This window comes from Marisediminicola sp. LYQ85, from assembly GCF_046600695.1.
Taxonomy (GTDB): Bacteria; Actinomycetota; Actinomycetes; order Actinomycetales; family Microbacteriaceae; genus Marisediminicola.
Map to the genome: position 1 here is coordinate 418,189 of NZ_JBKIWO010000001.1, position 26,725 is coordinate 444,913.

The following is a 26,725-nucleotide window of genomic DNA, read 5'->3' on the forward strand; positions in this document are numbered from 1 at the left end:
ATAATGAGGTAGATGTGAGCCTCGACACTCCGACGGCTGCCCCCTCGCGACGTGATCCGTCGCCGACACCCGTGACAGGAATCCATGACAGACAATCTCGCACCCGTGGTGATCTCCTCCCTCTCCATCCCCGGGCTCATCAAGCGAGACGACGTCGTCATGCGAAAAGGACTCTTCACCCTCGTCAACGGTCATCTCACCCCCCGGGAGTCGATGATCGAGGATCTGCTCTTCCTGCGCTCGGTTCTCGACACCGCCGGCGTGCGCTACTTCCTCGTGCGCGGCGACAATGATCGCCTCGTTCTCGCGGTCGACTGGAAGGACCGCAAGACGCTGCGCGCGGCTCTCGCGACAGCGTGCGCCAACGAACCCTTCTACTCGCGCACCGAAGACCGCGACGAGCGCTCGCGCGTGCTCGTCGCCGAGGGGGCTCTCGGCACCGACCCGAAGTCCCGCGCCTTCACCCTCTACCGGCCCCGCATCGAGCCGCAGGGACGCTTGCGCTACGGCGTCGAGACCGGTGTGCGGCTCGAGCTGTGGGAGTGGAAGAAGGGCGTCATCGTCGCACCGAGCGACAACGCCCTCATGCGCACGACCGTGCCGGCGGCCGAGGTGCAGATCGGCGTCACGCGGCTCTACGATCTCGACTGGCCGACGATCGACGGGATGTTCGACCACCACGCGAGCGACATCACCTTCGACATCGACATCGTGTTCTCGTGGGTCGACGGAACGTCGATCGAGTGGCAGCGCGCTCGGGCGAAGCGCATGGAGAGCTACGTCGTCGGCGAGGGCGACGACGCCGAAGCGCGCTTCCGCCAGATCGACGAGCTCAAGTACGCGCTGCGCTCGGTGCACCTCTTCGCGCCCTGGATCCGCCGCATCTTCATCGTCACCGACTCTCCCGTGCCCCGCTGGTTGGACGACCACGAGGGTGTCACGATCGTGCGGAGCGAAGACTTCTTCGTCGATCCCTCGGTTCTGCCGACCCACAACTCGCACGCGATCGAAGCGCAGCTGCACCACATCCCCGGGTTGAGCGAGCACTTCCTCTACTCCAACGACGACATGTTCTTCGGTCGCCGCGTGGCCCCCGACATGTTCTTCTCGCCCGGGGGGCTCACGAAGTTCATCGAAGCCCCCACCCGCATCGGTCTCGGTGACAGCAACCCCGACCGCAGCGGGTTCGAGAACGGTGCGCGCGTCAATCGTCGATTGCTCGCCGAGAGGTTCGGCCGTGTCACGACGCGCCACCTCGAACACGCGGCGACCCCGCTGCGCAAGTCGGTGCTCTTCGAGCTCGAACGCGAGTTCTCCGAGGACTTCACGCGCACGAGCGCGAGCGCGTTCCGATCGGCGACCGACATCAGCGTCACCAACTCGCTGTACCACTACTACGCGCTCATGACCGGCCGTGCCGTCGTGCAGACGAACGCGAGAGTGCTCTACGTCGACACGACGATGCGCGAGGGGTTGCGCGAGCTCTCGCGCTTGCTCAAGCGGCGATCCCACGACTTCTTCTGCCTCAACGACGGGAGCTTCCCGGAGATCGATGCGGCGGAGCGGGCGACGGCCGTGCTCTCGTTCCTCGACCGCTACTTTCCCATCGCAGCGCCGTGGGAGAAGAGTGCCGCGAGCCTCGCCGACGCGAGGCCCGAGGTCGGCTGAGGCTCGAGCGAACGGTCGGAGCGGGACGTGAGTGACCGTCGGCCCCTCAGACCGACTTCCTGTCAGCGCGTCGAGGCGACGAGCGGCACCGGGAGAACCGAGGGCTGCTCCGGGGGCACGGGGGCGTTGATCCGGGCAGGGATCGTGATGCCCTCGGCCTCGAGGATGCGCGCCGTCTCGTCGGCCGTGACCCACGCCGAGACGGTCGGGTAGTCGCCGATCGGCACGACGGAGTGCAGCACGGTGTCGTCGTAGACGTGGATGAGGTTGAACGACTGGGCGCCGTCGCGGGCTCGCGTGCCGCCGACGGGAACGTTGAGGTCTTGCGTATAGCACGTGGCCGACGCGACCGAGACGGGAACGCCCGCGAACGTGGCGGTCGTCGAGTAGTGCAAGTGGCCCGCGATGATGCTGCGGACATCCGATCCACGGATGACTTCGGCGAGCCCCGCCTGATCGCGCAGCTCGACCCGCACGGCGAGATCGAGAACGCTCGGCACGGGAGGGTGGTGCAGCGCGATGATGGTGCCGTGAGGAGCCGGAACCGAGAGCTCCTCCGCGAGCCAGTCGAGTTGCGCGTCGGCGATGTGGCCGTGGTGGTAGCCGGGCACGGTCGAGTCGAGCGCGATGATGCGTAGTCCGTTGACGTCGTACACGCGGTCTACCGGAGTCGTGAGGGGGATCTGGTCGAGCAGCTGTTCGCGGAACGTCGCGCGGTCGTCGTGGTTTCCCATGACCCAGATCACGCGAGCGCCGAGCCGTTCGGCGGCGGGCGTGATGATCGCCTTGAGCTTGGCGTACGCCGCGGCTTCACCCTTGTCGGCGAGGTCGCCCGTGAAGACGATCGCCTCGGGCCTGGCCCCCGAGGCCTCGAGCTCGGCGAACAGTTGTGTGAGCCGCGCCTCGCTGTCGACCTCGCCGTAGAGGCGGTCGCCGGCGACGAGGTGCGTGTCGCTCAAGTGGAGTATGAAATGGTCGGGCCGAGCGTGCTGGGCCGTGTAACCGGACATGACTCAACCCAACCACGCGAATCTTGCCGGTAGATGAACGGCAGACGGAGAGTCGCCGTCTCGAGTTCCAGTGGCGAGGGGCGGGTTTTCGAGCGTAGAGTGATACCGCGTCTGACGAATCCGGTCTCAAGCCCGACCGTGCTCGCACGTTGCTCGGTGTCGGAACCGTCGCGTATCGACCACGTCACCTCTCGACCACATCGCGACCTCGACCACTCGGGTCACGCGGTTCGACGCCACGCTCGATGAATGCCGTCGGGGCGAGGGGCGCAGCGACGAACCCACAGCGCGCAACCCCGAAGCGCACGAAACACCCGGAGGAACATGGCCAGGTCCAGCCAGTCGAAGGCGCCTCAGCGTGGTGCATCGACCAAGAAATCGGGGGCGCGGTCGCAGCAGCGTCGCGTGCGCCACGGCGACGAAGCCGGCCTCATCCCCGTGTTGGCGCGCGCCGTGCGGGAGATCGAGTCCGCGGCCGAGCGAGGCAAGGTCGGCCCCTCGAACCGCACCAAGTTCCAAGTCGTCGCCCTTCTCGTGCGCGAAGAGCGCGCGCGGGCCAAAGCCGACCGTGAAGTGAGTGACGCCGAGCGGGCCGAGGTGCTCAAGAGGCTCGACGGTGTCGCGACGATTCTCGCCAAGACCGCGGCGCGCGACACCTCCCTCATCCAACTGCTCGGTGAAGACGCGACCGTCTCCGACACCGCGAAGTCGCTCCGCCGCGACATGCTCATGGCGTCGGGGGTCGAGCTGTCGCCCGACGAGCTCATCATCGCGAAGGAGCCGGCTCCCGTCGTCCCGGCCGCCGAACGCCAGGTCGTTCCCCAGTCGGTCGTCGCGCGCCAGCTCTCGAACCCGTTCCTCGCTCCCGACTTCAGTCAGCCGGTCAAGCACAAGCCGACGACGCGGCGCCTCGCCAACTGGGAGCTCCTCGAGCCCCTCTTCCGCGCCTTCGAATACGGTTCGGGCGGCAACGTCGCGAGCATGGAGCTGCCCGAGCCCAGCGCGAACGACCGTCGGGTTCCCGGCGGCCGCGAACTCTTCCTCCACCAGGCCGAGTTCGTCGCGAGCGTGCGCGAAGGGCACCGCACCTTTCTGCTCGCCGACGAGCCGGGACTCGGCAAGACGGCTCAAGCGCTCCTCGCGGCATCCGCCTCCAACTCCTACCCGCTCCTCGTCGTCGCCCCGAGCGTCGTCAAGATGAACTGGGCTCGCGAGGTCGAGCTGTGGACGCCGAACAAGACGGCCACCGTCATCCACGGATCGGGTGAGAACCTCGACGCGTTCGCCGACGTCGTGATCGTCAACTACGACGTGCTCGACCGCCACATCGGATGGCTGCGCACCCTCGGCTTCAAGGGCATGGTCGTCGACGAGGCGCACTTCATCAAGAACCGGGAGTCGCAGCGGTCGAAGCACGTGCTCTCGCTCGCCGCGAGCATCCGTGCCCGCGCCCCGCGCGCCCTCATGATCGCTCTCACAGGAACCCCCCTCATCAACACGATCGACGACTTCCGCGCGATCTGGCAGTTTCTCGGATGGATCGACGGCGACCAGCCGACGGCCGACCTCATGGATCGCCTCGAGGAGAACGGCCTCACCCCCGCCGACTTCGGGTTCTTCGCCGAAGCCCGCCAGACCGTCATCGACATGGGGATCGTGCGACGCAAGAAGATCGACGTCGCGAGCGACCTGCCGGCCAAGCGCATCGCCGATATCCCCGTCGAGCTCGACGACGAGATCGGACGCTCCATCCGCGATGCCGAGGCGGCCCTCTCGGCGCGACTGCTCGAGCGCTACCGTCGGGGTATCGCGCTCTCGAAGAACCCCGACGACATCGACAGGGCAGCACTCGTGCGCCTCGTCGCGAGCGCCGAACTGGACGAGTCCAAGGCCGCGAAGTCGGGAGACAACGTCTTCACGATGGTGCGCAAGATCGGTCAGGCGAAAGCGGTGCTCGCCGCCGACTACACCGCGCAGCTCGCGCGCTCGGTGGGCAAGGTGGTGTTCTTCGCCAAGCACATCGACGTCATGGACACCGCGGAGGAGACCCTCGCTCGTCGTGGGCTCAAGACGGTGTCCATTCGCGGCGACCAGTCGGCGAGCTTCCGCCAGTCGCAAGTCGACGCCTTCAACACCGACCCGGATGTCTCCGTCGTGGTCGCGTCACTCACCGCCGCGGGGGTCGGACTCAACCTGCAGGCGGCGTCGAACGTCGTTCTCGCCGAGCTCAGCTGGACGAGCGCCGAGCAGACCCAGGCGATCGACCGTGTGCACCGCATCGGCCAGGACGAGCCGGTCACGGCGTGGCGGATCGTCGCCGCGCAGACCATCGACGCGAAGATCGCCGAACTCATCGACAGCAAAGCGGGACTCGCGGCACGCGCCCTCGACGGCGACGACTCGTCGGTCGCCGCAGAGTCGAGCCTCCAGCTCGACGCGCTCACCCACCTGCTCGAAGAGGCACTCGAGCGCGCCGGTCACTGACCCACGTCAGCGACCGCATTCGGTGGCCGCGGGTCGCTCGAGAGCGGCCCGCCGAGCGGCCGACCTACGCTCGCGAGGCGCGGTCGACGAGTCGTCCGATCGCGCCGAGCGGGATCGGCAGCCACGACGGCCTGTTGCGAGCCTCGTAGACGGCCTCGTAGAGCGCCTTGTCGATCTCGAAGGCGTCGAGCAGGGCACGGTCGGCGAGGAGGTCCCGGCCCGACCGCGCGGCGTACCCCTCGACGAAGCTCGCGCGAGCATCCGCAGCCCAGCCCTTGGGTGATGCCGCGGGGTCGCTCATCGAGACCGACCCGGCGACGTAGTCGAAGGAGCGGAGCATGCCCGCGACGTCGCGCAGAGGGGAGTCCTCGACCGACCTCTCGTGCATGGGGCGCAGCGGTTCGCCCTCGAAGTCGAGGATGACCCATCCGCGCTCGGGGACGGAGAGAACCTGGCCGAGGTGGTAGTCGCCGTGGATGCGCTGCATGGGCGGCCACGCGCTCGCCGAGATGCGGGAGTAGACGCTCTCGAGGGCGTCGCGATGCTCGGCGAGAGCCGGTACCTCCTCGACGGCCTGATCGAAACGCGATCGCATGCTCGAGACGACGCCGGCGATCTCCGCGGCCCCCGTCTCGTGCGTCGGAAGAGCGCGCGCGAGGGCCACGTGCACGTCGGCCGTCGCCTCACCGAGCGCGCGGGCTCGTGTGGCGAAGTCGTCACCGGCCGCGGCCGCGCTCACCGCGACGCGCCAGGCATCCTCGACCCCCGGAAGGAACTCCTGGGCGAAGGCGAGGTGACCGTGCGCGATGCCCGTGGGCCGCGCGCTGTCGCGCCACTCGCCCGTGATGTGCCCGATCGACCGGGGCACGACCGTCGAGCCGGCGACACCGAGGGCACTCAACAGGGTGACGTCGGGATTGTCGCCGTGGTGCAGGGAGCGGAACACCTTGCAGATGACGGGTTCTCCCGGTGTGCCGTCGTCGTCGTCGGCGACGTCGAAGATGATCGACGTGTTGGATTGCTCTCCGCTCAGCACGCGCGAGCCGACGACACGCGAGACGGGAACGCCCGGAGCGCGGTGGCCGCGCGCCGCGATGCCCGGAGCGCCGTCGTCGGGGAGAGCCGTCGACTCGTCGAGCACGAGTCGGAGGATCGCCTCGGCCCCGGCCGGATCGTGCGTTCCGTCGTAGACCCAGGTCGTGTGCCCGTCGGTCTCGATCGTGCCGACGAGAGCGTGAGCGAGCCCGTCGACGGGCGCATCGCGCTCGGTGAGGGGAACCTGGTAGAGCAGGGGCTGCGCCGAGTGGGCGAGCACGAAGTGCACGCCGACCCGGGCCTCGCCCGACGCGGTCGCGAGGCGGAACCCGCCGATGCGCTCGAGCGTGGAACCGGCCCCTTTGCCGGCGAACCAGCGTTGCGCGGGCATCCACGGGGTCAGAAGGTCGAGAAGATTCGGCACGGTCGCTCCGGGGGCTCGCGGTCGGGTGGGGAGGCGGAAGTCAGGCGAGTCGCGCGACGACGTCGCTGAGCGACGGGTTCGTCGCCGACGAGCCGTCGGGGAAGAGCACGGTCGGCACGGTCTGATTGCCGTTGTTGATCGAGGCGACGAGCTCGGCCGTTCCCTCGACCTCCTCGATGTTGACCTCGCGGTAGCCGATGCCCTGCTTGTCGAGCTGCGACTTCAAGCGAGCGCAATAGCCGCACCACGTGGTGGAGAACATCGTGATGGTGCCGGGGGTGGGAACGAAATCGGTGCTGACGGACTCGGTGCTCATGCGTCGAGCCTACGCGTCGAGAGTGGGTGCAACCGGTGCGCTCGACTCCAGATCGTCTCGTGCGCCGCGCGTGGCCGTGTCGATGACCCACGCGTATTCGAACGCGCGCTCGCGCCACGCGTCGTATCGCCCGCTCACGCCGCCGTGCCCGGCCTGCATCTCGATCTTGAGCAGGGCGGGAGCACCCACCTCGCGCAGTTTCGCCACCCACTTCGCGGGCTCCACGTAGAGCACGCGCGTGTCGTTGAGACTCGTGACGGCGAGGATCGGCGGGTAGCCGACATCCGACCGCACATTCTCGTACGGCGAGTACGAGCTCATGTAGTCGTAGACCGCGGGATCGTGCAGAGGGTCGCCCCACTCGTCCCACTCGATGACCGTGAGGGGCAGCTCGGGATCGAGGATGCTCGTGAGGGCGTCGACGAACGGCACCCCCGCGAGAACACCCGCGAAGAGGTCGGGGGCGAGATTCACCGCGGCCCCCACGAGCAGACCGCCGGCGCTCCGCCCCTCGGCGACGAGCCCGTCTGGCCGCGAGCGCCCGGACGCGACGAGGTGCTCGCCGACCGCCACGAAATCGGTGAACGTGTTGCGCTTCGTGAGCGTCTTGCCGTCGTCGTACCAGTGCCGGCCGAGCTCGCCGCCGCCGCGCACGTGCGCGATGGCGAACAGGATGCCGCGATTGAGGAGCGAGAGGCGCGCGATCGAGAACGACGGGTCCATGCTCGCCTCGTACGAACCGTAGCCGTAGAGCAGAGTCGGGGCGGGAGCGGACTCGTCGACGGCACCGGGCTTCCACACGAGGGAGATCGGCACGCGCGTGCCGTCTGCGGCGGTCGCCCAGTCGCGCACTTGCGCGTAGTCCTCCGAGCGATAGCCGCCGAGCACGGGCATGCGCTTGAGCACGGTCGTCTCGCGAGTCGCCACATCCACCGACAGCACCGTCGAGGGCGTCACGAACGACGTGAAGCCCAGGCGGAGGGTCGGCTGCGTCCACTCGGGGTTCGACGACACCCCGACGTCGAAGAGCGGCTCGTCGAACTCGAGCTCGGTGAGGGCGCCGTAGCCGACGATCTCGCCGACCCTGAGCACCCCACCCGCAGCGATGCCGCCCGAGAGGGGCAGGATGCCCACTCGTGTGAGCGCGTCGCGACGGTACGACACCACGACGTGCCCCGCGAAGGCGTCGACACCGTCGATGCGGGTGTCGGTCGAGGCGGGGACGACGACGTCGCGGAGCCCCCGCGGATCGGCGGCCGCGACATCCACGACCTCGAAATTCTCGGCACCGTCGTTGTGGGTGATGAGCAAGCGGTCCTCGCCCGCGAGCACGACGTGCTCGACGTCGTACTCGACGCCCTCGACCCTCGGCCAGACCACCGCGAACTCGCCCATCGGGTCGGCGGCGTCGAGCAGGTGGACCTCGGAGGTGATCTTCGACCCCACCTCGACGACGATGTACTTGCGGCTGCGCGTGCGCCCGACCCCCACCCAGAACCGGTCGTCCGGCTCCGTGAAGACGGTCACGTCGGCGCCGCTCGACGACCCGACGGCGTGACGCCAGACCGTGTCGGGTCGCCACGCGTCGTCGACCGTGCAATAGAAGACGAACGCGCCGTCGGGAGAGAACATCGCGCCCGCGGCCGTGTTCGGTATGACGTCGACGTCGCTCACCGCGCGAGAGGCGAGATCGACGATGCGGAGGGTGTAGCGCTCGTCGCCCTCGGTGTCGACACCCCACAGGAGCGAGCGGCCGTCGGGGGAGACGTCGAAGGTCCCGAGCGAGAAGAAGTCATGACCCTCGGCCTCGACGTTGGCGTCGAGGAGGACCTCCTCGCCCGGCAGTGTCTGAGCGGGATCGACCGCGGGCGGAACCCAGTCGTCGGGCGACGCGACGGGGGCGCGGCAGAACACGCCGTACGACGAACCCTCGACGGTGCGCGTGAAGTACCAGTGGTCGCCCTTGCGCACCGGAACCGAGAGGTCGGTCTCGAGGGTGCGGGACTTGATCTCGTCGAAGATCGCGTCAGCGAGAGGGGCGAGGTGGGATGTCTCGTGCGCGGTCCACTCGTTTTCGGCCTCGAGGTGCGCGACGACATCCGGGCTCGACTTGTCGCGCAACCACTCGTAGTCGTCGGTGAACGAGCGGCCGTGATGGGAGCGGACGACGGGGCGCCGGTCGGCGCGGGGAGCACGAGGAGAGATCACCCTTCACCGTACTCGCGTCGGCCGTCGGCGCGCGCGGTCGCGACGGGTATCGCGGTGTCGGCGGACGGCAGCGTGAGGTAGACAGGAATGATGACCGACTCACGCCACATCGAGATCGAACGCAAATACGACGTCGACGAGACCGCGACGCTCCCCGACCTGAGCGACATTGCCCCGACGGAGCCCGGCGGGGTCGTTCCCTTGCGAGCCGAGTACTTCGACACCGCCGACGGCGTGCTCGCGGCCCACCGCATCGTGCTCCGCCGACGCGAGGGCGGCGCAGACGAGGGCTGGCACATCAAGGTGCCCGCGGCGCTCGGGAGACTCGAGAGGCACTGGCCGCTCGCGCTCGAGGGTGCGGAGGGAGAGGAGCCTCGCGTGCCGGAGCCCGTTCTCGACGCCGTGCGGGCGCGCGTGCGAGACCGGCCGGTCGCCGTGATCGCCCGGTTGAACACGCGACGCACCCTCGTGCGGATGCTCGATGAGCAGGGACGTCGCATCGTCGAGATCGCCGACGACGTCGTCACCGCGAGCGATGTCGCGACGGGGATCGCGCGAGTGTGGCGGGAGTGGGAGGTCGAACTCGACGACGACGCCCCCGCCGACCCCGACGACGCCCGCGTGCTCCTCGACGAGATCGAGACGCGCGTGCTTCGAGCCGGAGCGCGCCCGGCGGCGAGCGCGTCGAAACTCGCGACGGCACTCGGTCGCACGAGCCTCGACGACGCACCGGCATCATCGGCGCGCTCGCAGACAGACCAGGGTGCTCTCACGAAGTCGAGCCCGGGCTCGGCCGTCGTCGTCGCGGCGCTCGCCGCCCTCGTCGACGACATCGTCGCCCTCGACGCGCGCGTGCGCGAGCGGCAGCCCGACTCGATGCACCAGTTGCGAACGAGGGTGCGGCGCATCCGCAGTCTGCTCACGACCTACAGCCCACTCTTCGCGACGACCGTCACTCAGCCCCTCCGCGCGGAGCTGCGCCACCTCGGTGCGGTGCTCGGCGAAGCGCGCGACGCCGAAGTGATGGAGGATCGCGCCCGCGCCATCGTCCGAGACCACGAGACGGTCTCGGCAGCTGTCGCCGACGAGCTCGGCGGTCGCTGGCACACCGCGGGCGAGGCGGCGATGGGGCGCGTGCTCGCCGAAATGTCGAGCGCGCGATACTTCCGGTTGCTCGACTCGCTCGACGCCCTCGTGGCCGACCCTGCGGCGCTCGCCGACGACACCTCGTCGGCGAAGGACATCCTGCCCTCGAGGCTCTCGCGAGACGCCCGACGCGTTCGTGCCCGGGCTCGGACGGCGGCCGACGACACCCTCGACGCGGCGACCCGCGACGAGGCCCTGCACGAGACGCGCAAAGCGGCGAAACGCTTGCGGTACGCCGCCGAGGCGGTGTCCTCGGGGCCCGGCGCCGTCTACGGAGGCAGGGTGCTCGCGCTCGCGTCGGCCGCCGAGGCCGTGCACGACCTGCTCGGAGAATACCGTGACGGGCGTGTCATGCAAGAGCACCTGCGGGTCGCGGCATCCACGAGCGCGTTCCCGTTCGACTACGGGGTGCTCCACGAGGTGGAGCGGCTGTCGGCGGCGCTGTGCCTCGACGACTACCCGGCGGCCCTCCGCTCGCTCGCGAAGGCCGCCGCCCGCCTCCCCTGACCCCGCACCCACCCCCACAGTGTGCGATTTCCGCGAGCGTGCGCCGGATCCGGCGTACGCTCGCGGAAATCGCGTGGTTTGGGGCTAGTGGAGGTCCCAGCCGGGGATGACGTCGAAGGTGGCGGTCGGGCCGACCCCGCGCTCGACGAACTGCACGAGGTCGTCGAGCGCCCGCTGCGTGCCCGACGAGACCCGGGGGAGCCGCGCCCAGCCGTCTGTGACCCCGCGGTAGCCGGGTTCCCGCACTCCGACACCGCCCGAGCGCAACGCCCGTTCGAGGGCGACCGTCTCAGCGCGGCTCGGGGAGGACTCGGAATCCTGGATGAGAGTCGTCGGCACCCCCGCGGGATCGACGGGGCCGACCTCCCGCGGCGCGATGAGCGCGACGCGGCGAACCTGCTGCCGGCTCGCATCGAGGGCGGCCGCCGCCGCCGAACCCTCGCCGACGACGGTCACGGGGAGCTCGGAGTCCACGTGAAAGCGAGCCCGCTCGACCGCCGCGATCGGGTCGTCGATCGAATCGACGATGACGACAGCCGCAGAGAGTCGCTTCGCGAGCGTCGCCGCGAGCCACCGCATCGCGAGCGGTCTCGGCGAGAAGATGACGACGACGGTGCGGAGACCATGCCCGGACGATCCGGATGCGCCCGTCGAACCCGGTGCCCCCGACGCATCCGCCACACCCGAAGCGCCCGTCGTCACGACGAGCGTGCCTCCGTCGACCGCCGACGCGGTCGTGCCGCGAACGCGCGGCGCAGCGAGTCTCGCGGTGAGCCGCGGCGCGATGCGCAGTCCCCAGCGCGCGACGGTGATCGAGAGCGCGCTCACCGATCGACCGTCGCGGATGCCGCGGGTCGCGAGAGCGCCCGCGGCCGCGAGTCGCTACTGAACGGCGGGCTCGTCGTCGTCGACACCGTGCTCGCCGTCGGTCGGTCCCCAGTCGGGCAGCGGCGGGTTCTCCGCGTCGCCTTCGACGCCATCCGCCCCCTGGCCGTTGGGCACGGCGTCGAGCCCGGCCGTGTCGTTCGTCGCGTCGTCGTCGTTCGAGGGAGTGGTTCCGATGCCTGATGCACTGTTCATGACTCCAGAGTAGGCACGCCGGGCTCGGCCACGACACCCCTTGCGGTCGACGTCATCGGGGGGCGTGGGAGCGCCCCACCGTCACGCGGCGCCGTGCCCCGCGGGAACACGCTCGGACTCGAGCGGTGCGTCGGGTGGGGTGCCGTCACCGAACGGACGCCCACCGAGCGACTCGCGCCCGTGCGCGTCGAGCCACCCCGACGCATCCGGGCCCGCGGGCACGATGCCGGTCGGATTGATGTCGGTGTGCACGAGGTAGTAGTGCTGCTTGATCTGCACGAAGTCGATGGTGTCGCCGAACCCGGGGGTCTGGAACAGGTCGCGAGCGTATGCCCACAGCACCGGCATCTCGGTGAGCTTGTTGCGGTTGCAGCGGAAGTGTCCGTGGTAGACCGCGTCGAACCGCGCGAGGGTCGTGAAGAGGCGGATGTCTGCTTCGGTGATGGTGTCGCCGACGAGATACCGCTGACCGGCGAGTCTGCTCTCGAGCCAGTCGAGTCGATCGAAGAGGCGGGTGTATGCCGCGTCGTATGCCTTCTGGGAGCCGGCGAAGCCCGCGCGGTACACCCCGTTGTTGACGTCGCGGAACACGAGGTCGTTGACCTCGTCGATCTCGGCCCGGAGGGCCTCGGGGTAGAGGTCCGGTGCGCCGGCACGGTGGTGCTCGGTCCACTCGGTGGCGAAGTCGATCGTGATCTGCGGGTAGTCGTTCGTCACGACGCCGCCGCTCGCGATGTCGACGATCGCGGGCACCGTGATGCCTCGGGGGTAGTCGGGATACCGCGTGAAGAAGGCCTGCTGGAGGCGTTCGATTCCCAGAACAGGGTCGACTCCGCCCTCATCGAGGTCGAAGGTCCAGCTGCGCGAGTCGTGGGTCGGCCCGGGCATTCCGAGGCTGATGGCGCTTTCGAGCCCGAGGAGGCGACGCGAGATGACGGAGCGGTTGGCCCACGGGCATGCGCGGGCGGCGACGAGGCGGTAGGTGTCGGCAGCGACCGGCCAACCGTCGCGACCGTCTTTCGTGATGCGGTCGGGGATGTAGTTCGTGTCTCTCGTGAACTCTTTGCCCGGCTCGACGTAGGCGGTCTGCGTGGCAGTGTCGTCAGTCATAGCGCGAGCCTACGGTCGCCGGCGGCGAGGACCCTGAGTCGTGTCGCTCGGGTGCAGCGCCAGAGGTGCCGGCGACCGGTCAGGGCGACTCAGTAGTGGCGCTCGGCGCGGTCTTTCTCGTCTTCGGCCTCGGGGTCGACCCCGGGCTCGGACGCCGTGTCGGATTCGCCGTCGGCGTCGTTCGAGGTCACGAGGTCGGCGTCGGCGGGGATCGAACCGTCGTCGAGGGGCGAGTTGCTGTCTGCGGGGGTGCCGTCGGACGGGAGATTTGTGTTCATGCCTCCACCTTCGCCCGGGCGGCGGTCGGGGTGCAAGGGGGTTGCGGCGCGGGAGCCGTCGAGCGACGGCTCCCGCGCTCGGTCACGAGGTGATCGACTCGCTCGGGGTCGACGGGGCGGTGCTCGCGCCCGTGTTGTTGGTGACCTCGATCTTGCGCGGCTTGGCTCGCTCGCTCACCGGGATGGTGACGCTCAGCACGCCGTTGTCGTAGCTCGCCTCGATGTGCTCGGTGTCGATGCCCTGACCGAGGTTGAGCTGGCGGAGGAACGAACCGGCTTGCCGTTCCCGCGAGAGCCAGTTGACCGAGCGGGAGTTGCTGAGGGTCCGCTCGGCGCGGATGGTGAGCAACTGGCCGTCGACATCGATGTCGACCGACCCGGGGTCGATGCCCGGGAGGTCGGCGGCGAGCACGTAGTGGTCGCCGTCGCGGTAGAGGTCAATCGGCATGAGTCGGGGCCCCTGTCGGGTGTCGAACAGGGCTCCCGCAACGCGGTCCAGTTCACGGAACGGGTCGAAATTCATGGCCATCGTCAACTCCTTCACGTTGATCGTTCGTGGTGTGTGAAGTTGAGCCGAGGCGACTCAACTACGAGAATTGTAGGAATCGGAGGGCTCGGGCAACTCAGAAATCGCTGAAAGAACCCTGGGGGTTCGACGGGAGTGGGACGTCAGCGCGACGGCAGATCGATCGCGCCGAGCATCCGCCACACGGTCGTCGTGAGATCGGGGTGATCGAGTCCGATCTGTCGGAGGACGCGGTAGTCGCGCACGGCGCTCGGGAGGCGCGAGTCGTCGGCGACGATCGAATCGGCGCGCAAGAGGGCGACGACGAGTTCGTCGACCGTGGGGAGGTCGTCCATGAATTCCCACGGATCCTCGCCCGCGCGGCACCGATCGAGGATCACGGTGCGCAGTTCGTCTCGTGCTTCCGCCCGCAGAACCTCGAGGCTCGGCCCGCGCGTCACTCCGTCGCTCCCGTCGCCTCGGTTCCGCGACGAGAGTCGGTCGATGCAGTCATTCCTCGACCCTACGTCGCGCGCTCCCGCGAAGCCTGATCGCGTCACGAGCGAGCGAGCGAGCGAGCGAGCGTGCGAGGCCCGGCGATCGGCGCGGACCTCGGTCGCGATGTACCCCGTTCGTCCCCCTAATGCTGGACCCCCTCTCTGGGGGCCGCGGTCGTCAGAGCAGATCCATAGGCTGAATGACAACTAGCCGGGGGGCTAGGGATGACGGCGACTCTCGGTTGCCGGCGAGTCGCGGGGGCGACAGCGCCGCCTAACCACAATCGAGAAGTCGCCGTCATCGCAACACCGCTCGGCGGTGCATCCGCCACCGGTTCGGCGGCACGACCACCCACCGTTTTTCTCTCGCGCGGATGCCCCGGCGGATCCGACGCCCGCGATCACGCCGCGAGTAGAGTCGTCTCGTTCTCGGCCACAAGCCACGCGACCTCGACACCGGAGCGACCCTCGTGAATGACAGCGCACCTCAGCACCCCGCCGCCGCGACACTGCCCGCCGACGAGGGGTTCGAGGGGGCGGGGGAGTCGACCGCCGCGCCATCGCCGTCGTCGGGGCACTTCGGTCGCCCCTCGACGGGCCCCGTGCGCCTCGAGCGCGACTCGCTCGGGGAGATGGAGATCCCCGCCGAGGTGTTCTGGGGCATCCACACCGCGCGGGCCCTCGAGAACTTTCCGATCACGCGCCGACCCATCTCGGTGTACCCCGACCTCATCCGCGCTCTCGCGAGGGTCAAGCAAGCGGCGGCACGAGCCAATCGCGCGATCGGCGTGCTCGAGCCGGAGAAGGCGGATGTCATCGAGCAGGTCTGCCTCGAGATCATCGACGGCCAGTGGCACGACCAGTTTCTCGTCGGGGTCATCCAGGGCGGCGCGGGCACGTCGACGAACATGAACACCAACGAGGTCATCGCCAATCGCGGACTGCAGATCCTGGGTCGTCCGCTCGGCGACTACGCGAGCCTGCATCCGCTCGACGACGTCAACCGCAGCCAGAGCACGAACGACGTCTACCCGACGGCCATCAAGCTCGCGATGGTCTTCGGCCTCACGCGGCTGCTCGAGGAGCACGAGAGGCTCACCGTGTCGTTCGCGGCGAAGGGGTCGGAGTTCGCGGGCATCCTCAAGGTGGGGCGTACCCAGCTGCAGGACGCCGTTCCGATGACCCTCGGCCAGGAGTTCAGTGGGTTCGCCCACACCCTCGTCGAAGACCACGACAGGTTGAGCGAGGTCATCCCGTGGCTCAACGAGATCAACATGGGGGCGACGGCGATCGGCACTGGCATCACGGCCGACCCGCGCTACGCGAGGGCTGTGCTCGACGAGCTCATCGCCGTCACGGGCATCGAGATGGAGACCGCGGCCGACCTCATCGAGGCGACCTCCGACGCCGGCATCTTCATGACGCTCAGTGGCACGCTCAAGAGGGCGGCCGTCAAACTCTCGAAGATCTGCAACGACTTGCGCTTGCTCTCGTCCGGCCCTCAGGCGGGTCTCGGAGAGATCAGCCTGCCCCCGCGCCAGGCGGGGTCGTCGATCATGCCGGGCAAGGTCAACCCCGTGATCCCCGAGGTCGTCAACCAGGTCGCGTTCAGCGTGATCGGAGCGGATGCCACGGTCACCGCCGCAGCCGAGGGCGGCCAATTGCAGCTCAACGCGTTCGAGCCCGTGATCGCCCACAGCATCCTGCAGTCGCTCGCGTGGATGACGAACGCGTGCCGCACCCTGCGCGTCAACTGCATCGACGGGATCACGCCGAACCTCTCGAGGCTCAGCATGCAGGTGGAGACCTCGGTGGGGGTCGTGACGGCGCTCACGCCGTACATCGGCTACGCCGCGTCGGCCTCGCTCGCGCACACGGCGCTCACGACGGAGTCGTCGATCGCCGACCTCGTGGTCGCCGCAGGCCTCATGAGCAGAGAAGAAGTGACGCGAGTGCTGTCACCCGAGCGACTCAGCGGGATCGTGCCCATGACGGGCGTGATTTCGGTCGTGGCCCAGGACCGGTTCGCCGACGACCACGACGACTGACTGTCCGACGCCTGACCGCACAAGCGCCGCGCGTCAGCTCGGCTGACGAGGCGTCGACGCGTCGCCCGCGGGCTCGGTCGTCGCGTCGTCGGGGGTGCGCTCGTCCGAGCTGTCGTCGGAACCGTTCGTGGCGCCCGTGATCTTCGCGGTGGCCTCCGACGCGGTCTCCGCGACCTTGCCCGACAGGTCTTTCGCAGTCTCGGCGACCTTCTCGGCGGCATCCTTGACGACCTCGGCGGCGACCTTGGTGCCCTCGGCGACACTCGTGCTCGCGATCTTGGCCGTCTCGGCGACCTTCTCGGCCGCGACCTTCGTGCCGTCGGCGGCGATCTTGGCCCCCTGGGCGACCTTGTCGCTCGCGACCTTCGCGCCTTCGCCGACCTTCTCGGCGACGATGGGTGCGTTCTCCTTCACGAAGTCCTGAGTCTCCGACACGGCCTTCTGCACGCGCGGGTCTTCCCAGGCCTCGTTCGCCTTCGCCTTGATCTGCTCGTAGCGACCGTGTCCGGCGCGAGCGCCGAGCACGTATCCCGCGATGAGTCCGACGACGAACAGGAATTTGAGTCTCATGGCGGGTCCTTTGGCTGTGAGGAGTGTGAGCCTCCCGTGGGGGAGCAGTTCTACGTTACGTCGTGGTCACCCTCGGCGCGACAGAGCGCGCACGACCCTCACGCGCCGCGACCACCGGAACGGCGGCAGTTCGCGCACGCCGTGCACCGCGATGGTGCGCACCGCGCGCCACGTGCGCAAGAGCATCGACGGGATGTTGCCGAAGGGTCGAGCCGAGACACCGACCGCGAGCGACCGGTCGAGGATGACTCGCGACCACGGGTCGAGGTGGTATCCGAGGTCGAAGTCGTCGTGCACCCCGGAGTCGTCACGGTGCACGTCGAGCCTGATGCGGTTCCACACGGTCGAGCGGATGGCGAAGCTCGAGCCGAAGAGGGGCCAGTGCCCGAGGGTCACGAGACCCATCGCGAAGTAGGCGCGCATGTAGACGAGGTCGGCGAGGGCGCGAGGGAACCGCGGCAGCTGATAGAACACGCCGGGGCCTGTCGCCGCGACGGCCTCGGGGTCGAGTGAGAGAAGGGTCTCGACGCGCTCGATCCAGTCGCGTCGGGGTCGCGAGTCCGCGTCGAGCCTCGCGATGATGTCTCCCGTCGCCACGTCGAAGCCCCGAGCCGCGGCAGGCCAGATGCCCGGCGTGTGCTCGGTGTGCACTCGGGCGCCGTAGCGCACCGCGACGGCCGCGGAATCGTCGGCGCTGCCGTTGTCGACGACGATGATCTCGTCGGCCGGACGGGTCTGACGCTGCAGCGCTCGCAAGCAGTGTTCGAGTTCGACGGCGTCGTCGCGCACGGGAATGACGACGCTCACGCGAACCATCGGGTCACCCTTCCTCGGCGTCGCGGGGCGACGAGACGCCCGCGAGATCGAGAGACGTCGCATCCGAGGCTACGTCGTCGGGGGACTTGTCGCTGCGGATGCCGCGCCACGTCGCGTGCCGCAGTCGCCCGCTCGCGGTCATCTCGGCGTAGTGCACTTCGACGACGAGCCGCGGAGTGACCCAGTGGGCGTCGGAGGCGTCGGATGCCGGCACGTCGATGAACGGGGAGGTGCTTCGCGCGGCCGCCCGGAACGTCGTCGAGAGGGTCGCGAGGTCTCGCTCGGTGAGGCCCGTACCGACCCTGCCGAGGTAGCGGAGCCCGTCATCGGTCGGCACCCCGACGAGGAGCGACCCGATCGTCGAGGCGCGCGAGCCTCGCCCGTCTCGCCAGCCGCCCACGACGACCTCGAGTGACCGGTGGTGTTTGATCTTGAGCCACGCGCGCGATCGTCGCGACGGGGAGTAGCGGCCGTCGAGTCTCTTCGCCATGACCCCCTCGAGTCCCTGTTCGAGGCTCGTCGCGACGGCGGCAGCCACGTCGCCGACGAACGCGGGAGACACGAGCACGGCACCGCCGGGTGTCACCACCGAGTCCAGGAGCGCTCGGCGCTCGCTCCACGGCAGTGCTGTGACCACGGACGAGTCGTGCGAGAGCACGTCGAAGGCGATGAAGTGCACGGGGGCGTGTTTCGCCGCGGCCGCGACATCCTTCGGTCTCGTCACCCCCATGCGCGACTGCAGCTGACCGAAGTCGGGTCGGCCCCGCTCGTCGAACGTGACGATCTCTCCGTCGAGCACGGCGTCGCCGTCGACGGCGTCGGCGAGGATCGCGAGCTCGGGATACGACGCTGTGAGGTCGTTGCCGTTTCGGCTCGCCAGTCGAACCCGACCGTCGACGATCGTCGCGATCGACCGGATGCCGTCCCACTTCATCTCGAACGCCCACTCGGCGTCGTCGTCGAGGTCGGCTTCGGTCGCGAGTGTCGCGAGCATCGGTGCGGTGTCGCTGGTCGCCGCGCTCCTCGCCGAACCGACGGTCGTTCGCGTGCGCTTCGGACCGGCCGTGCGGGGGGATGTCGCGGACGACCGTTTCGGCGAGGACGCCCCGGGGGGCTCCATGAGGTGGATGAGCCACGAGTCCTTGCCCGACCCGGACCCCGATCGCGACCCCGTGTTGATGAGCGCGTAACGGTGGGTTCCGTGCTTCTCGCCGTGGAGGGTCGCGATGACCTCCTTGCCCTCGCGCCACTTCTCGAGCTCGAAGGTGCCCGAATCCCAGATGGTCACGTCACCGCCGCCGTACTCGCCGTGCGGGATAGTGCCCTCGAAGACGCCGTACTCGAGGGGGTGGTCTTCGGTCTGCACGGCGAGGTGGTTGATGCCCGGATCGGTCGGCACTCCCTTGGGAAGCGCCCAGCTCACGAGCACGCCGTCGTGCTCGAGACGGAAGTCCCAGTGCAGTCGCGACGCGTGGTGCTCCTGGATGACGAAACTCGCGCCCGCGCCCGAGCCCGCGTGCGGTGCGTCGGTGGGAACGGGCTCGGGCGTCTTCGAACCGTCGCGTTTCGACCGGTAGATCTCGAGCCGGTCGCGGGATGCCGGCGTGGCATCGAATCCGTCGAGGCGAGCGGGCGACGGTTCGAGAGAGTCGACCCGTCCGCGCGACATCGGCGCGAGAGGGTCGCCGTTTTGAGCGACACGCTCGAGCACCTCGCGGAAGTCGAGGTGGGCGAGCTGCGCGGAGTCGAGTTCGTCCCAGGTTCGCGGTGCCGCGACCGTCGGCGAGGATCGCCCCCGGAGGGAATAGGGGGTCACGGTGGTCTTCGCGGCGCTGTTCTGGCTCCAGTCCACGAGCACTTTTCCGGTGCGGAGTGACTTCGTCATGTCACTGACGACGAGATCGGGGTGATCCGCCTCGAGGGCACGAGCGAGCTCGCGCGCGACCGCACTCACCGCTCGCGAGTCGATCGACCCGTCGAGGGCGGCGTAGAGGTGGATGCCCTTGCTCCCGCTCGTCACGGGCATCGGATCGAGACCCATACCGGAGAGGATTGCGCGCGCGGCACGGGCGACCTCGGCGCACTCCGCGAGACCGACACCCTCGCCGGGGTCGAGGTCGATCACGAGTCTGTCGGGGTTCTCCTGCTCACCGTCACGCGAGAACCGCCACTGCGGAACGTGCAGCTCGAGGGCGGCGATCTGGCCGAGCCACGTGAGGGTCGCGCGGTCGCCGAGCACGGGATACGCGGTGGAGTGGTCGGAGTGTTCGATGGTGCGGCGCTCGACCCACTCGGGCGCGGTGTCGTCGAGGTTCTTCTGGAAGAACACGGTGCCGGGTTTCGCGTCGGTTCCCACGCCGTCGACCCAGCGCTTGCGGGTCAGCGGGCGGACGCGGGCGTGGGGGAGCAGAACGGGGGCGATGCGCGCGTAGTAGTCGATGACGTCGGCCTTCGTGGTTCCCGTCTCGGGGTAGAGCACCTTGTCGAGGCTCGTGAGGCGGATGCGACGGCCGTCGACCGAGACGACGGTCGCTGTCGCGCTCGAACCGGACATGCGGCGTCCTCCCGTGACGAGTCGTGACTTGACGTGGTGGCGGTCGTGCTCGCGACCGTCCTCCGATTGAGCCCTGCCGGTGGGCGCCGCGTCAACCGCTTACGCCGATCGGTTGCGCGACTCAGAATGGGTGTATGAGAGCCATCTGGACAGGCGCGATCACGTTCGGCCTCGTCAACGTGCCCGTCAAGGTCTACAGCGCGACCGAGGACCACGACATCTCGCTGCACCAGGTGCACGATGCCGACGGCGGGCGCATCCGATACCAGCGCCGGTGCGAGATCTGCGGAAAGATCGTCGACTTCGAGCACATCGACAAGGCCTACGACGACGGCGAGCGCACCGTCGTGCTCACGAGCGACGACCTCTCGTCGATTCCGGTCGAGAAGAGCCGCGAGGTCGACGTCGTCGAATTCGTGCCCTCGGACCAGCTCGACCCGATCATGTTCGATCGCAGCTACTTCCTCGAACCGCAGACGAACGCGGCCAAGGCGTACACGCTTCTGCGCCGCACCCTCGAAAAGACGGATCGCACCGCGATCGTGCACTTCGCGCTGCGGCAGAAGACGAGGCTCGGTGCCCTCCGCGTGCGCGGCGACGTGCTCATGCTTCAGTCGCTCCTGTGGGACGACGAAGTGCGCGAGGCATCCTTTCCCGCTCTCGACGAGCGCGTGCGCATCTCGTCGCGCGAACTCGAGATGTCGGAGTCGCTCGTCGAGAGCTTCGCCTCCGACTTCGAGCCCGACAGGTTCAGCGACGACTATCAGGAGCAGTTGCGCGAGCTCATCGACGCGAAACTCGACAAGGGGGAGGCTCTCGACACCGACGAGACTTTCGGCGAGGGCGACGAGGGCTCCGGTGGGGAGGTGCTCGACCTCATGGAGGCGCTGAGGCGCAGCGTCGAGAGGAACCGCTCGGGAGGGTCGTCGTCGGCGCCCGCGGCGAAGCCCGCCGCGAAGAAATCGACGGCCAAGAGATCGACGGCGAAGAAGTCGACGGCGAAGAAGCCCGCCGCCGATAAATCGGCAGCGAAGAAGTCGACCGCCGCGACGAAGGCCGCGAAGAAGTCCCCCGCGAAGAAGTCCCCCGCGAAGAAGCCCGCAGCGAAGAAGCCCGCAGCGAAGAAGCCCTCGACGACGAAGTCCGCAGCGACGAAGCCGGCCGCGGTCCGCCAGGAGAAGAAGAGCGCCTGACGGCGTCAGCGCCCCGTCGACCGCCACAGGTGCAGCCCCGCGTAACTGCGCCAGGGGGCCCAGCGCTCGCCGTGGGCCGCGAGACCGCGCTCGGTGTCGGGTAGGCCGAGTTCGCCGGCGCTCTTGCGCATGATGAGGTCGCTCGAGAGCAGAATGTCGGGTGCCCCGAGCACGCGCATCGCGACGTATCCTGCGGTCCACGGTCCGATCCCGGGCATGGCGGTGAGGCGCGAGACGAGGTCGGGCGTCGACATCCCGACATCCACGGCGAGGTCGCCCGACGCGAGGGCGCGAGCGACTCCGAGGATCGTCGCGACCCGCGAGGCCGGACCCCGGATGACCCCCTCGCCTCGCTCGGCGATGTCGGTCGCGGTCGGGAACAGCCCCGAGTCGCCGCACAGCTCGGCGCTCACGCGGCCCAGCACCGTCGTCGCGGCCGTGACCGACACCTGCTGACCGATGAGGGTGCGGAAGAGTGTCTCGTGCGCGTCGAATCCGCCGGGCAGACGCGTGCCCGGGCTCGCCGCGACCGACGGTGCGAGGGCGGCGTCGGCTCCGAGGGCGTCGTCGATCGCGACCGAGTCGGCGTCGAGATCGAACACGCGACGGATGCGGGCGACGAGCGTCGAGAGGTCGGCGACGTCGTCGAGGCGCGCGACACACGACACCGCGTCGTCTCCCGCGAGCGCGAGCGTGACGTGCGCCGTTCCCCGCGGAAGCCGCACCCGCCGGGCGAAGGTGCGATCGTCACCCGTTTCGACACCGCGGATGGCGTGCACGCTCAGAAATCGCAGGAGCCCCGCCCCGTCGAAGGGCGCGCGCGCGGGGAGGCGAAGCGTGATCGTCGTCGAGCCGGGGAGCCCGGCATCCGGCCGGGTTCCGCCGCCGGCGGCGCCGAGGCCTGCGTGGGGCTCGGTGCCCGGTGATCGACCGCCGCCGCCGGCTCGCCGCACCTCGCTCGGGGAGCGCCCGAACACGGCGACCATCGTGTCGTTGAACTGGCGCACACTCGTGAATCCCGCCGCGAACGCGACATCCGTCACGGCGAGGTCGGTCTCGACAAGAAGGGCGCGAGCCGACTGGGCGCGGTGGGCGCGCGCGATAGCGAGCGGACCCGCACCCAGTTCGCGATCGAGCACGCGCGTGAGGTGCCGCGGGGTGTAGCCGAGTCGAGCGGCGAGTCCGGGAACGCCGTCGCGATCGACCGTGCCGTCGGCGATGAGACGCATCGCGCGCGACGCGATGTCGTCTCCCAGATTCCACTCGGGAGAGCCGGGCACCGCGTCGGGCCCGCACCGTTTGCACGCGCGCAGGCCCGCCTCGTGTGCGCCCGCGACGGTGCGGTAGAACGCCACGTTGCGTCTCAGCGGTGTGATGGCGGGGCAGCTCGGTCGACAGTAGATGCCGGTCGAGTGCACCCCCGTGACGAACTGCCCGTCGAAGCGGGCGTCCCGCGAGGCCATCGCCGAGAATCGTGCCTCGAACCGAGGATCGCCGTCGCGCACGACGGCGTCGCTCGAATCCTCGTCATCCATGTCCGCACTCTCCCACGGCCACCCGGGAGCCGGTAGCGGAAAAGAGACATCGCTCCGAGGTGAAGCCCGCGCCTGCCCACCTAAACTGTGCCGGTGACGACGAACGGCGCTTCCGACGCGAGGGTGATCGTCGTGGGCAGCGCCAACACCGACACGGTGTTCTCCGTCGACCGGGCTCCGCGGCCCGGGGAGACGGTGCTCGCGGGCGCTGCGGCAGAGCACCCGGGCGGCAAGGGTCTCAACCAGGCCGTGGCCGCCGCGCGCGCGGGAGCGCGGGTCGCTTTCGTCGGTGCCCTCGGCCGCGACGAGCGGGGCGACGCGCTCGAGAGCGTCATGGCGGCCGACATGATCGACTCGACTCTCGTGCGGCGAACCGAGCACCCGACGGGCCAGGCTTTCATCGTCGTCGACGCGTCGGGCGAGAACTCGATCGTCGTCGCGTCGGGGGCGAACGCCACGGTCACCGCGCTCACGGATGCCGACGGTCGCGCGATCCGCGCGGCGCGCGTGCTCGTGCTGCAGCTCGAACTGCCGCTCGCCGCGGTCGAGGCGGCCGCTCGGGTCGCGTCGGCCGCGGGCACCCTCGTCGTGCTCAACGCGGCCCCCGCGATGGCGCTCGGGCCCGACACCCTCGAGTCGGTGGACGTGCTCGTGGTCAACGAGCACGAGGCCCTCGTGGTCAGCGGGCTCGACGACCTCGATCGGGCGGTCGCCGCGCTCTCGGCGCGAGTGCGGCGACTCGTCGTGACGCTCGGTTCGGCGGGGTCGGTTCTCGTCGACTCCGGCGTCGAGGTCGCGAGGATCGCGGCGCACCGGGTGAGCGTCGTCGACAGCACGGGGGCGGGTGACACGTTCTGCGGAGCGTTCGCCGCGGCGCTCGCCGAGGCCGACGTGACGCCTCAGCTCGACGTGTCCCCGCTGGATCTGGAGCGGGCGGCGCGATTCGCGACGGCCGCGGCGGCGCTCTCGGTGACGGTCGCCGGGGCCGTGCCCTCGATCCCCGCGCGGGCCGACGTCCTCGAGGCGATGTCGTGACCTCGCCTGCGGAGCGCGCGCTCGACCGCTTGCGCGGCGCTCTCGGCGATGTCGTCGACGGCGGGGCGGTCGACTCGACCCCGGCGACCGTCGAGGCGATGCGCACCGACAAATCCGGGCACGACTCGGGTTCGACTCCCGTCGCCGTCGTGACCGCCCGCAGCATCGCCGACGTGCAGGAGACGCTGCGCATCGCGAGCGACCTCCGCATCGGGGTCGTCACGCGCGGGGCGGGAACGGGGCTCGCGGGCGGGGCGATCGCCGGCCGCGACGAGATCGTGCTGTCGACCCTCGCGCTCGACGACATCACCGACCTCTCGGTCGCCGACGAGACCGTGGTCGTCGGGCCCGGCATCATCAACGCTGAGCTCAATCGTCGGCTCGAACCCCACGGCCTCTGGTACGCCCCCGATCCGGCGAGCAAAGCGATCTCGACGATCGGCGGCAACATCGCGACGAACGCGGGTGGGTTGCTGTGTGCCAAATACGGCGTGACGCGCGAAGCGGTTCTCGGCCTCACGATCGTGCGGGCCGACGGCACCGTCATGACGCTCGGTCACCGTACCGTCAAAGGCGTCACGGGCCTCGACCTCACGGCCCTCGTCATCGGCTCGGAGGGCACCCTCGGTGTCATCGTCGACGCGACCCTCAAACTCCGTCCGCTCCCGACGGGCGTCGTCGCGACGATCGGGGCCTACTTCGCCGACATCGTCTCCGCGGCCGGCGCCGCGGCCGCCATCACCGCCGCCGGGCTCCGCCCCGCCGCCATGGAGCTGCTCGACTCCCTCGCGCTCGAGCACATCGGCGTCCACCTCGACCTCGAGCTCGGCGACCGCGGCCGCGCGTTCCTGCTCGTGCAGACGGATGGCGACGCGAGCGTGTCGGAGGCGGAGCGAGTGCTCGCGATCATCCGTTCCCTCGGCGGCGACGCGGACCTCACGACCGACCCCGAGGAGGGCGAGCGGTTGCTCGCGATCCGGCGGGCGTTCCACCCCGCGCTCGAGGCGCGGGGCACCGTGCTCATCGAAGACGTCGCGGTGCCGCGCAGCGCCCTTCCGCAGATGTTCGCGGCGATCGCGACCATCGGCGAGCGGTTCGCGCTCGATATCCCGACCGTCGCCCACGCGGGAGACGGCAACCTCCATCCCAACTTCCTCTTCGCGGGAGACGAGGTTCCCCCGCGCGTGTGGGAGGCGGCCCACGAGGTCTTCCGGGCGGCGCTCGACCTCGGTGGCACCCTCACGGGGGAGCACGGGGTCGGAGTGCTCAAGCGTCGCTGGCTCGCCGACGAGCTCGGAGACGACCAGGTGCGGCTGCAACACGACATCAAGAGGGTGTTCGACCCGCTCGGCATCCTGAACCCGGGCAAGCTGTTCCCCGCCGACATCCGGCACGCCGACATCCGGCCCGCCAATTCAGGCCATCCCGAAACCGAGGACCACTCGTGAGCCAATCGCACCCCTTCTCGCCCGTCGCCGCCAACCCCAGCCCCGTCGGCGGTGGCGGAGCCGAGGCGACGAGGCCCGCGCGAGGTGCGGACGCGGCCGTCGTCGTCGCCGTCGTGGCCCTCGCAGTGCTCGGGATCGTCGCTCTGCTCGTGTCGGGGTATCTCGTGCTCTCGTTCGGGAGCGTCGCCGTGGCGATCGGTGCGGTGCTCGCGCTCGTGCCCCTCGCGCTCGTGCTGTGGGCGATCCGGTGGATCGACCGGTGGGAGCCCGAACCGCGCCTCGCACTCGTGTGCGCGCTCCTGTGGGGAGCCGCCGCGGCCGTCGCGATCGCGCTCGTGTTCTCGTTCATCACCCAGATCGGTCAGGCGCTCCTCGGTGTCGGAACGAGCACGGGAACCCTCTTCCTCTCGAGCGTCGTGCAAGCGCCCATCGTCGAGGAGATCGCCAAGGGCATCGGCGTGCTCGTGCTCTTCTGGGTCGCCCGATCGCGATTCGACGGCCCCGTCGACGGTCTCGTGTACTCGTCCGTGGTCGCCGTCGGTTTCGCGTTCACCGAGAACATCCAGTACTTCGCCATGACCCTCACGACCGGGGACATCGTCGCGGTCACCGAGATCTTCTTCCTCCGCGGAGTGCTCTCTCCGTTCGCGCACGTGATGTTCTCCGCTTTCATCGGGCTCGCGCTCGGTTTCGCCTCGCGTCGCACGGGAGCGCTCGGGGCCATCGGATACTTCGGGGTCGGACTCGTGCCGGCGATCCTCTTTCACGCGCTGTGGAACGGCGCGGCCTTCCTCGTCTCCAACTTCTACCTCTACTACGTGCTCGTGCAGGTGCCGCTCTTCGTGATCGCGATCGTCGCGGTCGTCGCCGTGCGGCGACACGAGCGGAGGCTCACCGCGCAGCGCCTCGACGAATACGCGGCCGCCGGGTGGTTCACGGCGACCGAGGTCGGCTATCTCTCGAGCGAAGCGGGCCGCCGCGCCGCACGATCGTGGGCGGCACGTCACGGCGCGGGAGCCGCGTATCGCCGCTTCGAGAACAACGCCACGCGGCTCGCGTTCGCGCGGCAGCGCGTCATCACGAGCCGGGATCGACTCGCCGCGACGAAAGCCGAATCCGAGCTGCTCGCCCGGATCGTGGCCGATCGCACCGCGATCGCCGCTGTTCCGCCCCTGCCGGTGCCCGCGCGCTAGACCGCGGAGTGCCGACGCCTCGGCGCGCTCGGGTGGTCGAGCTCGCAGGGTGCGACGAGTAAGCT

22 protein-coding genes are annotated in these 26,725 nt (G+C 69.5%); 8 read left to right on the forward strand and 14 right to left on the reverse strand.

Going from position 1 to position 26,725, the window contains the following annotated elements; translation table 11 throughout:
• Window positions 1-84 precede the first annotated feature (84 nt).
• Window positions 85-1,668 carry a stealth family protein gene (locus tag ACLHG5_RS01960; RefSeq protein WP_411317706.1) on the forward strand — a complete coding sequence of 528 codons (1,584 nt, stop codon included), beginning with the start codon at window positions 85-87 and terminating at the stop codon, window positions 1,666-1,668.
• Window positions 1,669-1,730: 62 nt separating this feature from the next.
• Here ACLHG5_RS01960 and ACLHG5_RS01965 read toward each other — a convergent pair whose 3' ends face one another.
• Window positions 1,731-2,678 (reverse strand): phosphodiesterase, encoded by a 948-nt coding sequence (locus ACLHG5_RS01965; RefSeq protein ID WP_411315875.1) that lies wholly within the window; start codon window positions 2,676-2,678, stop codon window positions 1,731-1,733.
• 324 nt (window positions 2,679-3,002) lie between these two features.
• On the opposite strand from ACLHG5_RS01965, the gene ACLHG5_RS01970 reads away from it, so the two are divergent.
• The gene (locus ACLHG5_RS01970) at window positions 3,003-5,162 is read left to right on the forward strand and encodes a DEAD/DEAH box helicase (protein ID WP_411315874.1); all 2,160 of its coding nucleotides are present in this window, start codon (window positions 3,003-3,005) and stop codon (window positions 5,160-5,162) included.
• A 64-nt stretch (window positions 5,163-5,226) separates the two neighbouring features.
• On the opposite strand, the gene ACLHG5_RS01975 is transcribed toward ACLHG5_RS01970, so the two are convergent.
• The 3 genes from ACLHG5_RS01975 to ACLHG5_RS01985 are packed head-to-tail and all read right to left on the reverse strand — an operon-like array spanning window position 5,227 to window position 9,145.
• Entirely contained in the window at window positions 5,227-6,621 is a 1,395-nt protein-coding gene (locus ACLHG5_RS01975) for a maltokinase N-terminal cap-like domain-containing protein (protein ID WP_411317707.1), read from the reverse strand.
• Window positions 6,622-6,661: 40 nt separating this feature from the next.
• Window positions 6,662-6,937: a mycoredoxin gene (locus tag ACLHG5_RS01980; RefSeq protein WP_411315872.1), complete on the reverse strand. Its 276-nt coding sequence runs from the start codon at window positions 6,935-6,937 to the stop codon at window positions 6,662-6,664.
• Window positions 6,938-6,946: 9 nt separating this feature from the next.
• Window positions 6,947-9,145: a S9 family peptidase gene (locus tag ACLHG5_RS01985; protein WP_411317708.1), complete on the reverse strand. Its 2,199-nt coding sequence runs from the start codon at window positions 9,143-9,145 to the stop codon at window positions 6,947-6,949.
• Between the two features lie 90 nt (window positions 9,146-9,235).
• Between ACLHG5_RS01985 and ACLHG5_RS01990 the strand changes: the two genes are divergently transcribed.
• A complete protein-coding gene (locus ACLHG5_RS01990) occupies window positions 9,236-10,798 on the forward strand; it encodes a CHAD domain-containing protein (protein ID WP_411317709.1) in 1,563 nt (520 codons plus the stop codon).
• An 84-nt stretch (window positions 10,799-10,882) separates the two neighbouring features.
• On the opposite strand, the gene ACLHG5_RS01995 is transcribed toward ACLHG5_RS01990, so the two are convergent.
• The 6 genes from ACLHG5_RS01995 to ACLHG5_RS02020 all read right to left on the reverse strand — a co-directional run bounded on the left by ACLHG5_RS01995 (window position 10,883) and on the right by ACLHG5_RS02020 (window position 14,232).
• Window positions 10,883-11,626 carry a hypothetical protein gene (locus ACLHG5_RS01995; RefSeq protein WP_411317710.1) on the reverse strand — a complete coding sequence of 248 codons (744 nt, stop codon included), beginning with the start codon at window positions 11,624-11,626 and terminating at the stop codon, window positions 10,883-10,885.
• A 54-nt stretch (window positions 11,627-11,680) separates the two neighbouring features.
• A complete protein-coding gene (locus ACLHG5_RS02000) occupies window positions 11,681-11,878 on the reverse strand; it encodes a hypothetical protein (protein ID WP_411317711.1) in 198 nt (65 codons plus the stop codon).
• Between the two features lie 81 nt (window positions 11,879-11,959).
• A complete protein-coding gene (locus tag ACLHG5_RS02005) occupies window positions 11,960-12,988 on the reverse strand; it encodes a glutathione S-transferase family protein (protein ID WP_411315866.1) in 1,029 nt (342 codons plus the stop codon).
• 89 nt (window positions 12,989-13,077) lie between these two features.
• On the reverse strand, window positions 13,078-13,266 hold the full coding sequence (locus ACLHG5_RS02010; protein WP_411315865.1) for a hypothetical protein: 189 nt from the start codon (window positions 13,264-13,266) through the stop codon (window positions 13,078-13,080).
• An 82-nt stretch (window positions 13,267-13,348) separates the two neighbouring features.
• Window positions 13,349-13,795 carry an Hsp20/alpha crystallin family protein gene (locus tag ACLHG5_RS02015; RefSeq protein ID WP_411317712.1) on the reverse strand — a complete coding sequence of 149 codons (447 nt, stop codon included), beginning with the start codon at window positions 13,793-13,795 and terminating at the stop codon, window positions 13,349-13,351.
• Between the two features lie 140 nt (window positions 13,796-13,935).
• The gene (locus tag ACLHG5_RS02020) at window positions 13,936-14,232 is read right to left on the reverse strand and encodes a tryptophan synthase subunit alpha (RefSeq protein ID WP_411315862.1); all 297 of its coding nucleotides are present in this window, start codon (window positions 14,230-14,232) and stop codon (window positions 13,936-13,938) included.
• A 638-nt stretch (window positions 14,233-14,870) separates the two neighbouring features.
• Here ACLHG5_RS02020 and ACLHG5_RS02025 point away from each other — a divergent pair.
• Window positions 14,871-16,316, forward strand: a complete 1,446-nt coding sequence (locus ACLHG5_RS02025) for an aspartate ammonia-lyase (protein ID WP_411318396.1) — start codon at window positions 14,871-14,873, stop codon at window positions 16,314-16,316.
• A gap of 33 nt (window positions 16,317-16,349) precedes the next feature.
• Here the strand turns inward: ACLHG5_RS02025 and ACLHG5_RS02030 are convergent, their stop codons facing one another.
• The 3 genes from ACLHG5_RS02030 to ACLHG5_RS02040 form a co-directional block, all read right to left on the reverse strand.
• Entirely contained in the window at window positions 16,350-16,886 is a 537-nt protein-coding gene (locus tag ACLHG5_RS02030; RefSeq protein ID WP_411317713.1) for a hypothetical protein, read from the reverse strand.
• A 66-nt stretch (window positions 16,887-16,952) separates the two neighbouring features.
• Window positions 16,953-17,702 (reverse strand): glycosyltransferase family A protein, encoded by a 750-nt coding sequence (locus tag ACLHG5_RS02035; protein ID WP_411317714.1) that lies wholly within the window; start codon window positions 17,700-17,702, stop codon window positions 16,953-16,955.
• A 4-nt stretch (window positions 17,703-17,706) separates the two neighbouring features.
• Complete coding sequence (locus ACLHG5_RS02040; RefSeq protein WP_411317715.1) at window positions 17,707-20,256, reverse strand: ATP-dependent DNA ligase; 2,550 nt, start codon at window positions 20,254-20,256, stop codon at window positions 17,707-17,709.
• Window positions 20,257-20,390: 134 nt separating this feature from the next.
• Here ACLHG5_RS02040 and ACLHG5_RS02045 point away from each other — a divergent pair, with 134 nt between their 5' ends.
• Window positions 20,391-21,449, forward strand: coding sequence for a Ku protein (locus ACLHG5_RS02045; protein WP_411317716.1), 1,059 nt, complete (start codon window positions 20,391-20,393; stop codon window positions 21,447-21,449).
• A gap of 5 nt (window positions 21,450-21,454) precedes the next feature.
• Here the strand turns inward: ACLHG5_RS02045 and ACLHG5_RS02050 are convergent, their stop codons facing one another.
• Window positions 21,455-22,984 carry an AlkA N-terminal domain-containing protein gene (locus ACLHG5_RS02050; RefSeq protein ID WP_411315857.1) on the reverse strand — a complete coding sequence of 510 codons (1,530 nt, stop codon included), beginning with the start codon at window positions 22,982-22,984 and terminating at the stop codon, window positions 21,455-21,457.
• 93 nt (window positions 22,985-23,077) lie between these two features.
• Between ACLHG5_RS02050 and ACLHG5_RS02055 the strand changes: the two genes are divergently transcribed.
• Genes ACLHG5_RS02055 through ACLHG5_RS02065 form a run of 3 tightly spaced genes read left to right on the forward strand, consistent with a single transcriptional unit; the run spans window position 23,078 to window position 26,660 of the window.
• Window positions 23,078-24,019, forward strand: a complete 942-nt coding sequence (locus tag ACLHG5_RS02055) for a ribokinase (protein WP_411317717.1) — start codon at window positions 23,078-23,080, stop codon at window positions 24,017-24,019.
• The gene (locus ACLHG5_RS02060) at window positions 24,016-25,467 is read left to right on the forward strand and encodes an FAD-binding oxidoreductase (RefSeq protein ID WP_411317718.1); all 1,452 of its coding nucleotides are present in this window, start codon (window positions 24,016-24,018) and stop codon (window positions 25,465-25,467) included. The genes ACLHG5_RS02055 and ACLHG5_RS02060 overlap by 4 nt, the downstream gene beginning before the upstream one ends.
• Entirely contained in the window at window positions 25,464-26,660 is a 1,197-nt protein-coding gene (locus tag ACLHG5_RS02065; RefSeq protein ID WP_411317719.1) for a PrsW family intramembrane metalloprotease, read from the forward strand. The genes ACLHG5_RS02060 and ACLHG5_RS02065 overlap by 4 nt, the downstream gene beginning before the upstream one ends.
• Window positions 26,661-26,725: the final 65 nt, after the last annotated feature.

Excerpts from the sequence above, each read along its gene's own strand:
- ACLHG5_RS01960 (WP_411317706.1), top strand. The coding sequence starts at position 85 with ATGACAGACAATCTCGCACCCGTGGTGATCTCCTCCCTCTCCATCCCC.
- ACLHG5_RS01965 (WP_411315875.1), bottom strand. The coding sequence starts at position 2,678 with ATGTCCGGTTACACGGCCCAGCACGCTCGGCCCGACCATTTCATACTC.
- ACLHG5_RS01970 (WP_411315874.1), top strand. The coding sequence starts at position 3,003 with ATGGCCAGGTCCAGCCAGTCGAAGGCGCCTCAGCGTGGTGCATCGACC.
- ACLHG5_RS01980 (WP_411315872.1), bottom strand. The coding sequence starts at position 6,937 with ATGAGCACCGAGTCCGTCAGCACCGATTTCGTTCCCACCCCCGGCACC.
- ACLHG5_RS01990 (WP_411317709.1), top strand. The coding sequence starts at position 9,236 with ATGACCGACTCACGCCACATCGAGATCGAACGCAAATACGACGTCGAC.
- ACLHG5_RS02000 (WP_411317711.1), bottom strand. The coding sequence starts at position 11,878 with ATGAACAGTGCATCAGGCATCGGAACCACTCCCTCGAACGACGACGAC.
- ACLHG5_RS02005 (WP_411315866.1), bottom strand. The coding sequence starts at position 12,988 with ATGACTGACGACACTGCCACGCAGACCGCCTACGTCGAGCCGGGCAAA.
- ACLHG5_RS02010 (WP_411315865.1), bottom strand. The coding sequence starts at position 13,266 with ATGAACACAAATCTCCCGTCCGACGGCACCCCCGCAGACAGCAACTCG.
- ACLHG5_RS02015 (WP_411317712.1), bottom strand. The coding sequence starts at position 13,795 with ATGGCCATGAATTTCGACCCGTTCCGTGAACTGGACCGCGTTGCGGGA.
- ACLHG5_RS02030 (WP_411317713.1), bottom strand. The coding sequence starts at position 16,886 with ATGAGACTCAAATTCCTGTTCGTCGTCGGACTCATCGCGGGATACGTG.
- ACLHG5_RS02035 (WP_411317714.1), bottom strand. The coding sequence starts at position 17,702 with ATGGTTCGCGTGAGCGTCGTCATTCCCGTGCGCGACGACGCCGTCGAA.
- ACLHG5_RS02040 (WP_411317715.1), bottom strand. The coding sequence starts at position 20,256 with ATGTCCGGTTCGAGCGCGACAGCGACCGTCGTCTCGGTCGACGGCCGT.
- ACLHG5_RS02045 (WP_411317716.1), top strand. The coding sequence starts at position 20,391 with ATGAGAGCCATCTGGACAGGCGCGATCACGTTCGGCCTCGTCAACGTG.
- ACLHG5_RS02050 (WP_411315857.1), bottom strand. The coding sequence starts at position 22,984 with ATGGATGACGAGGATTCGAGCGACGCCGTCGTGCGCGACGGCGATCCT.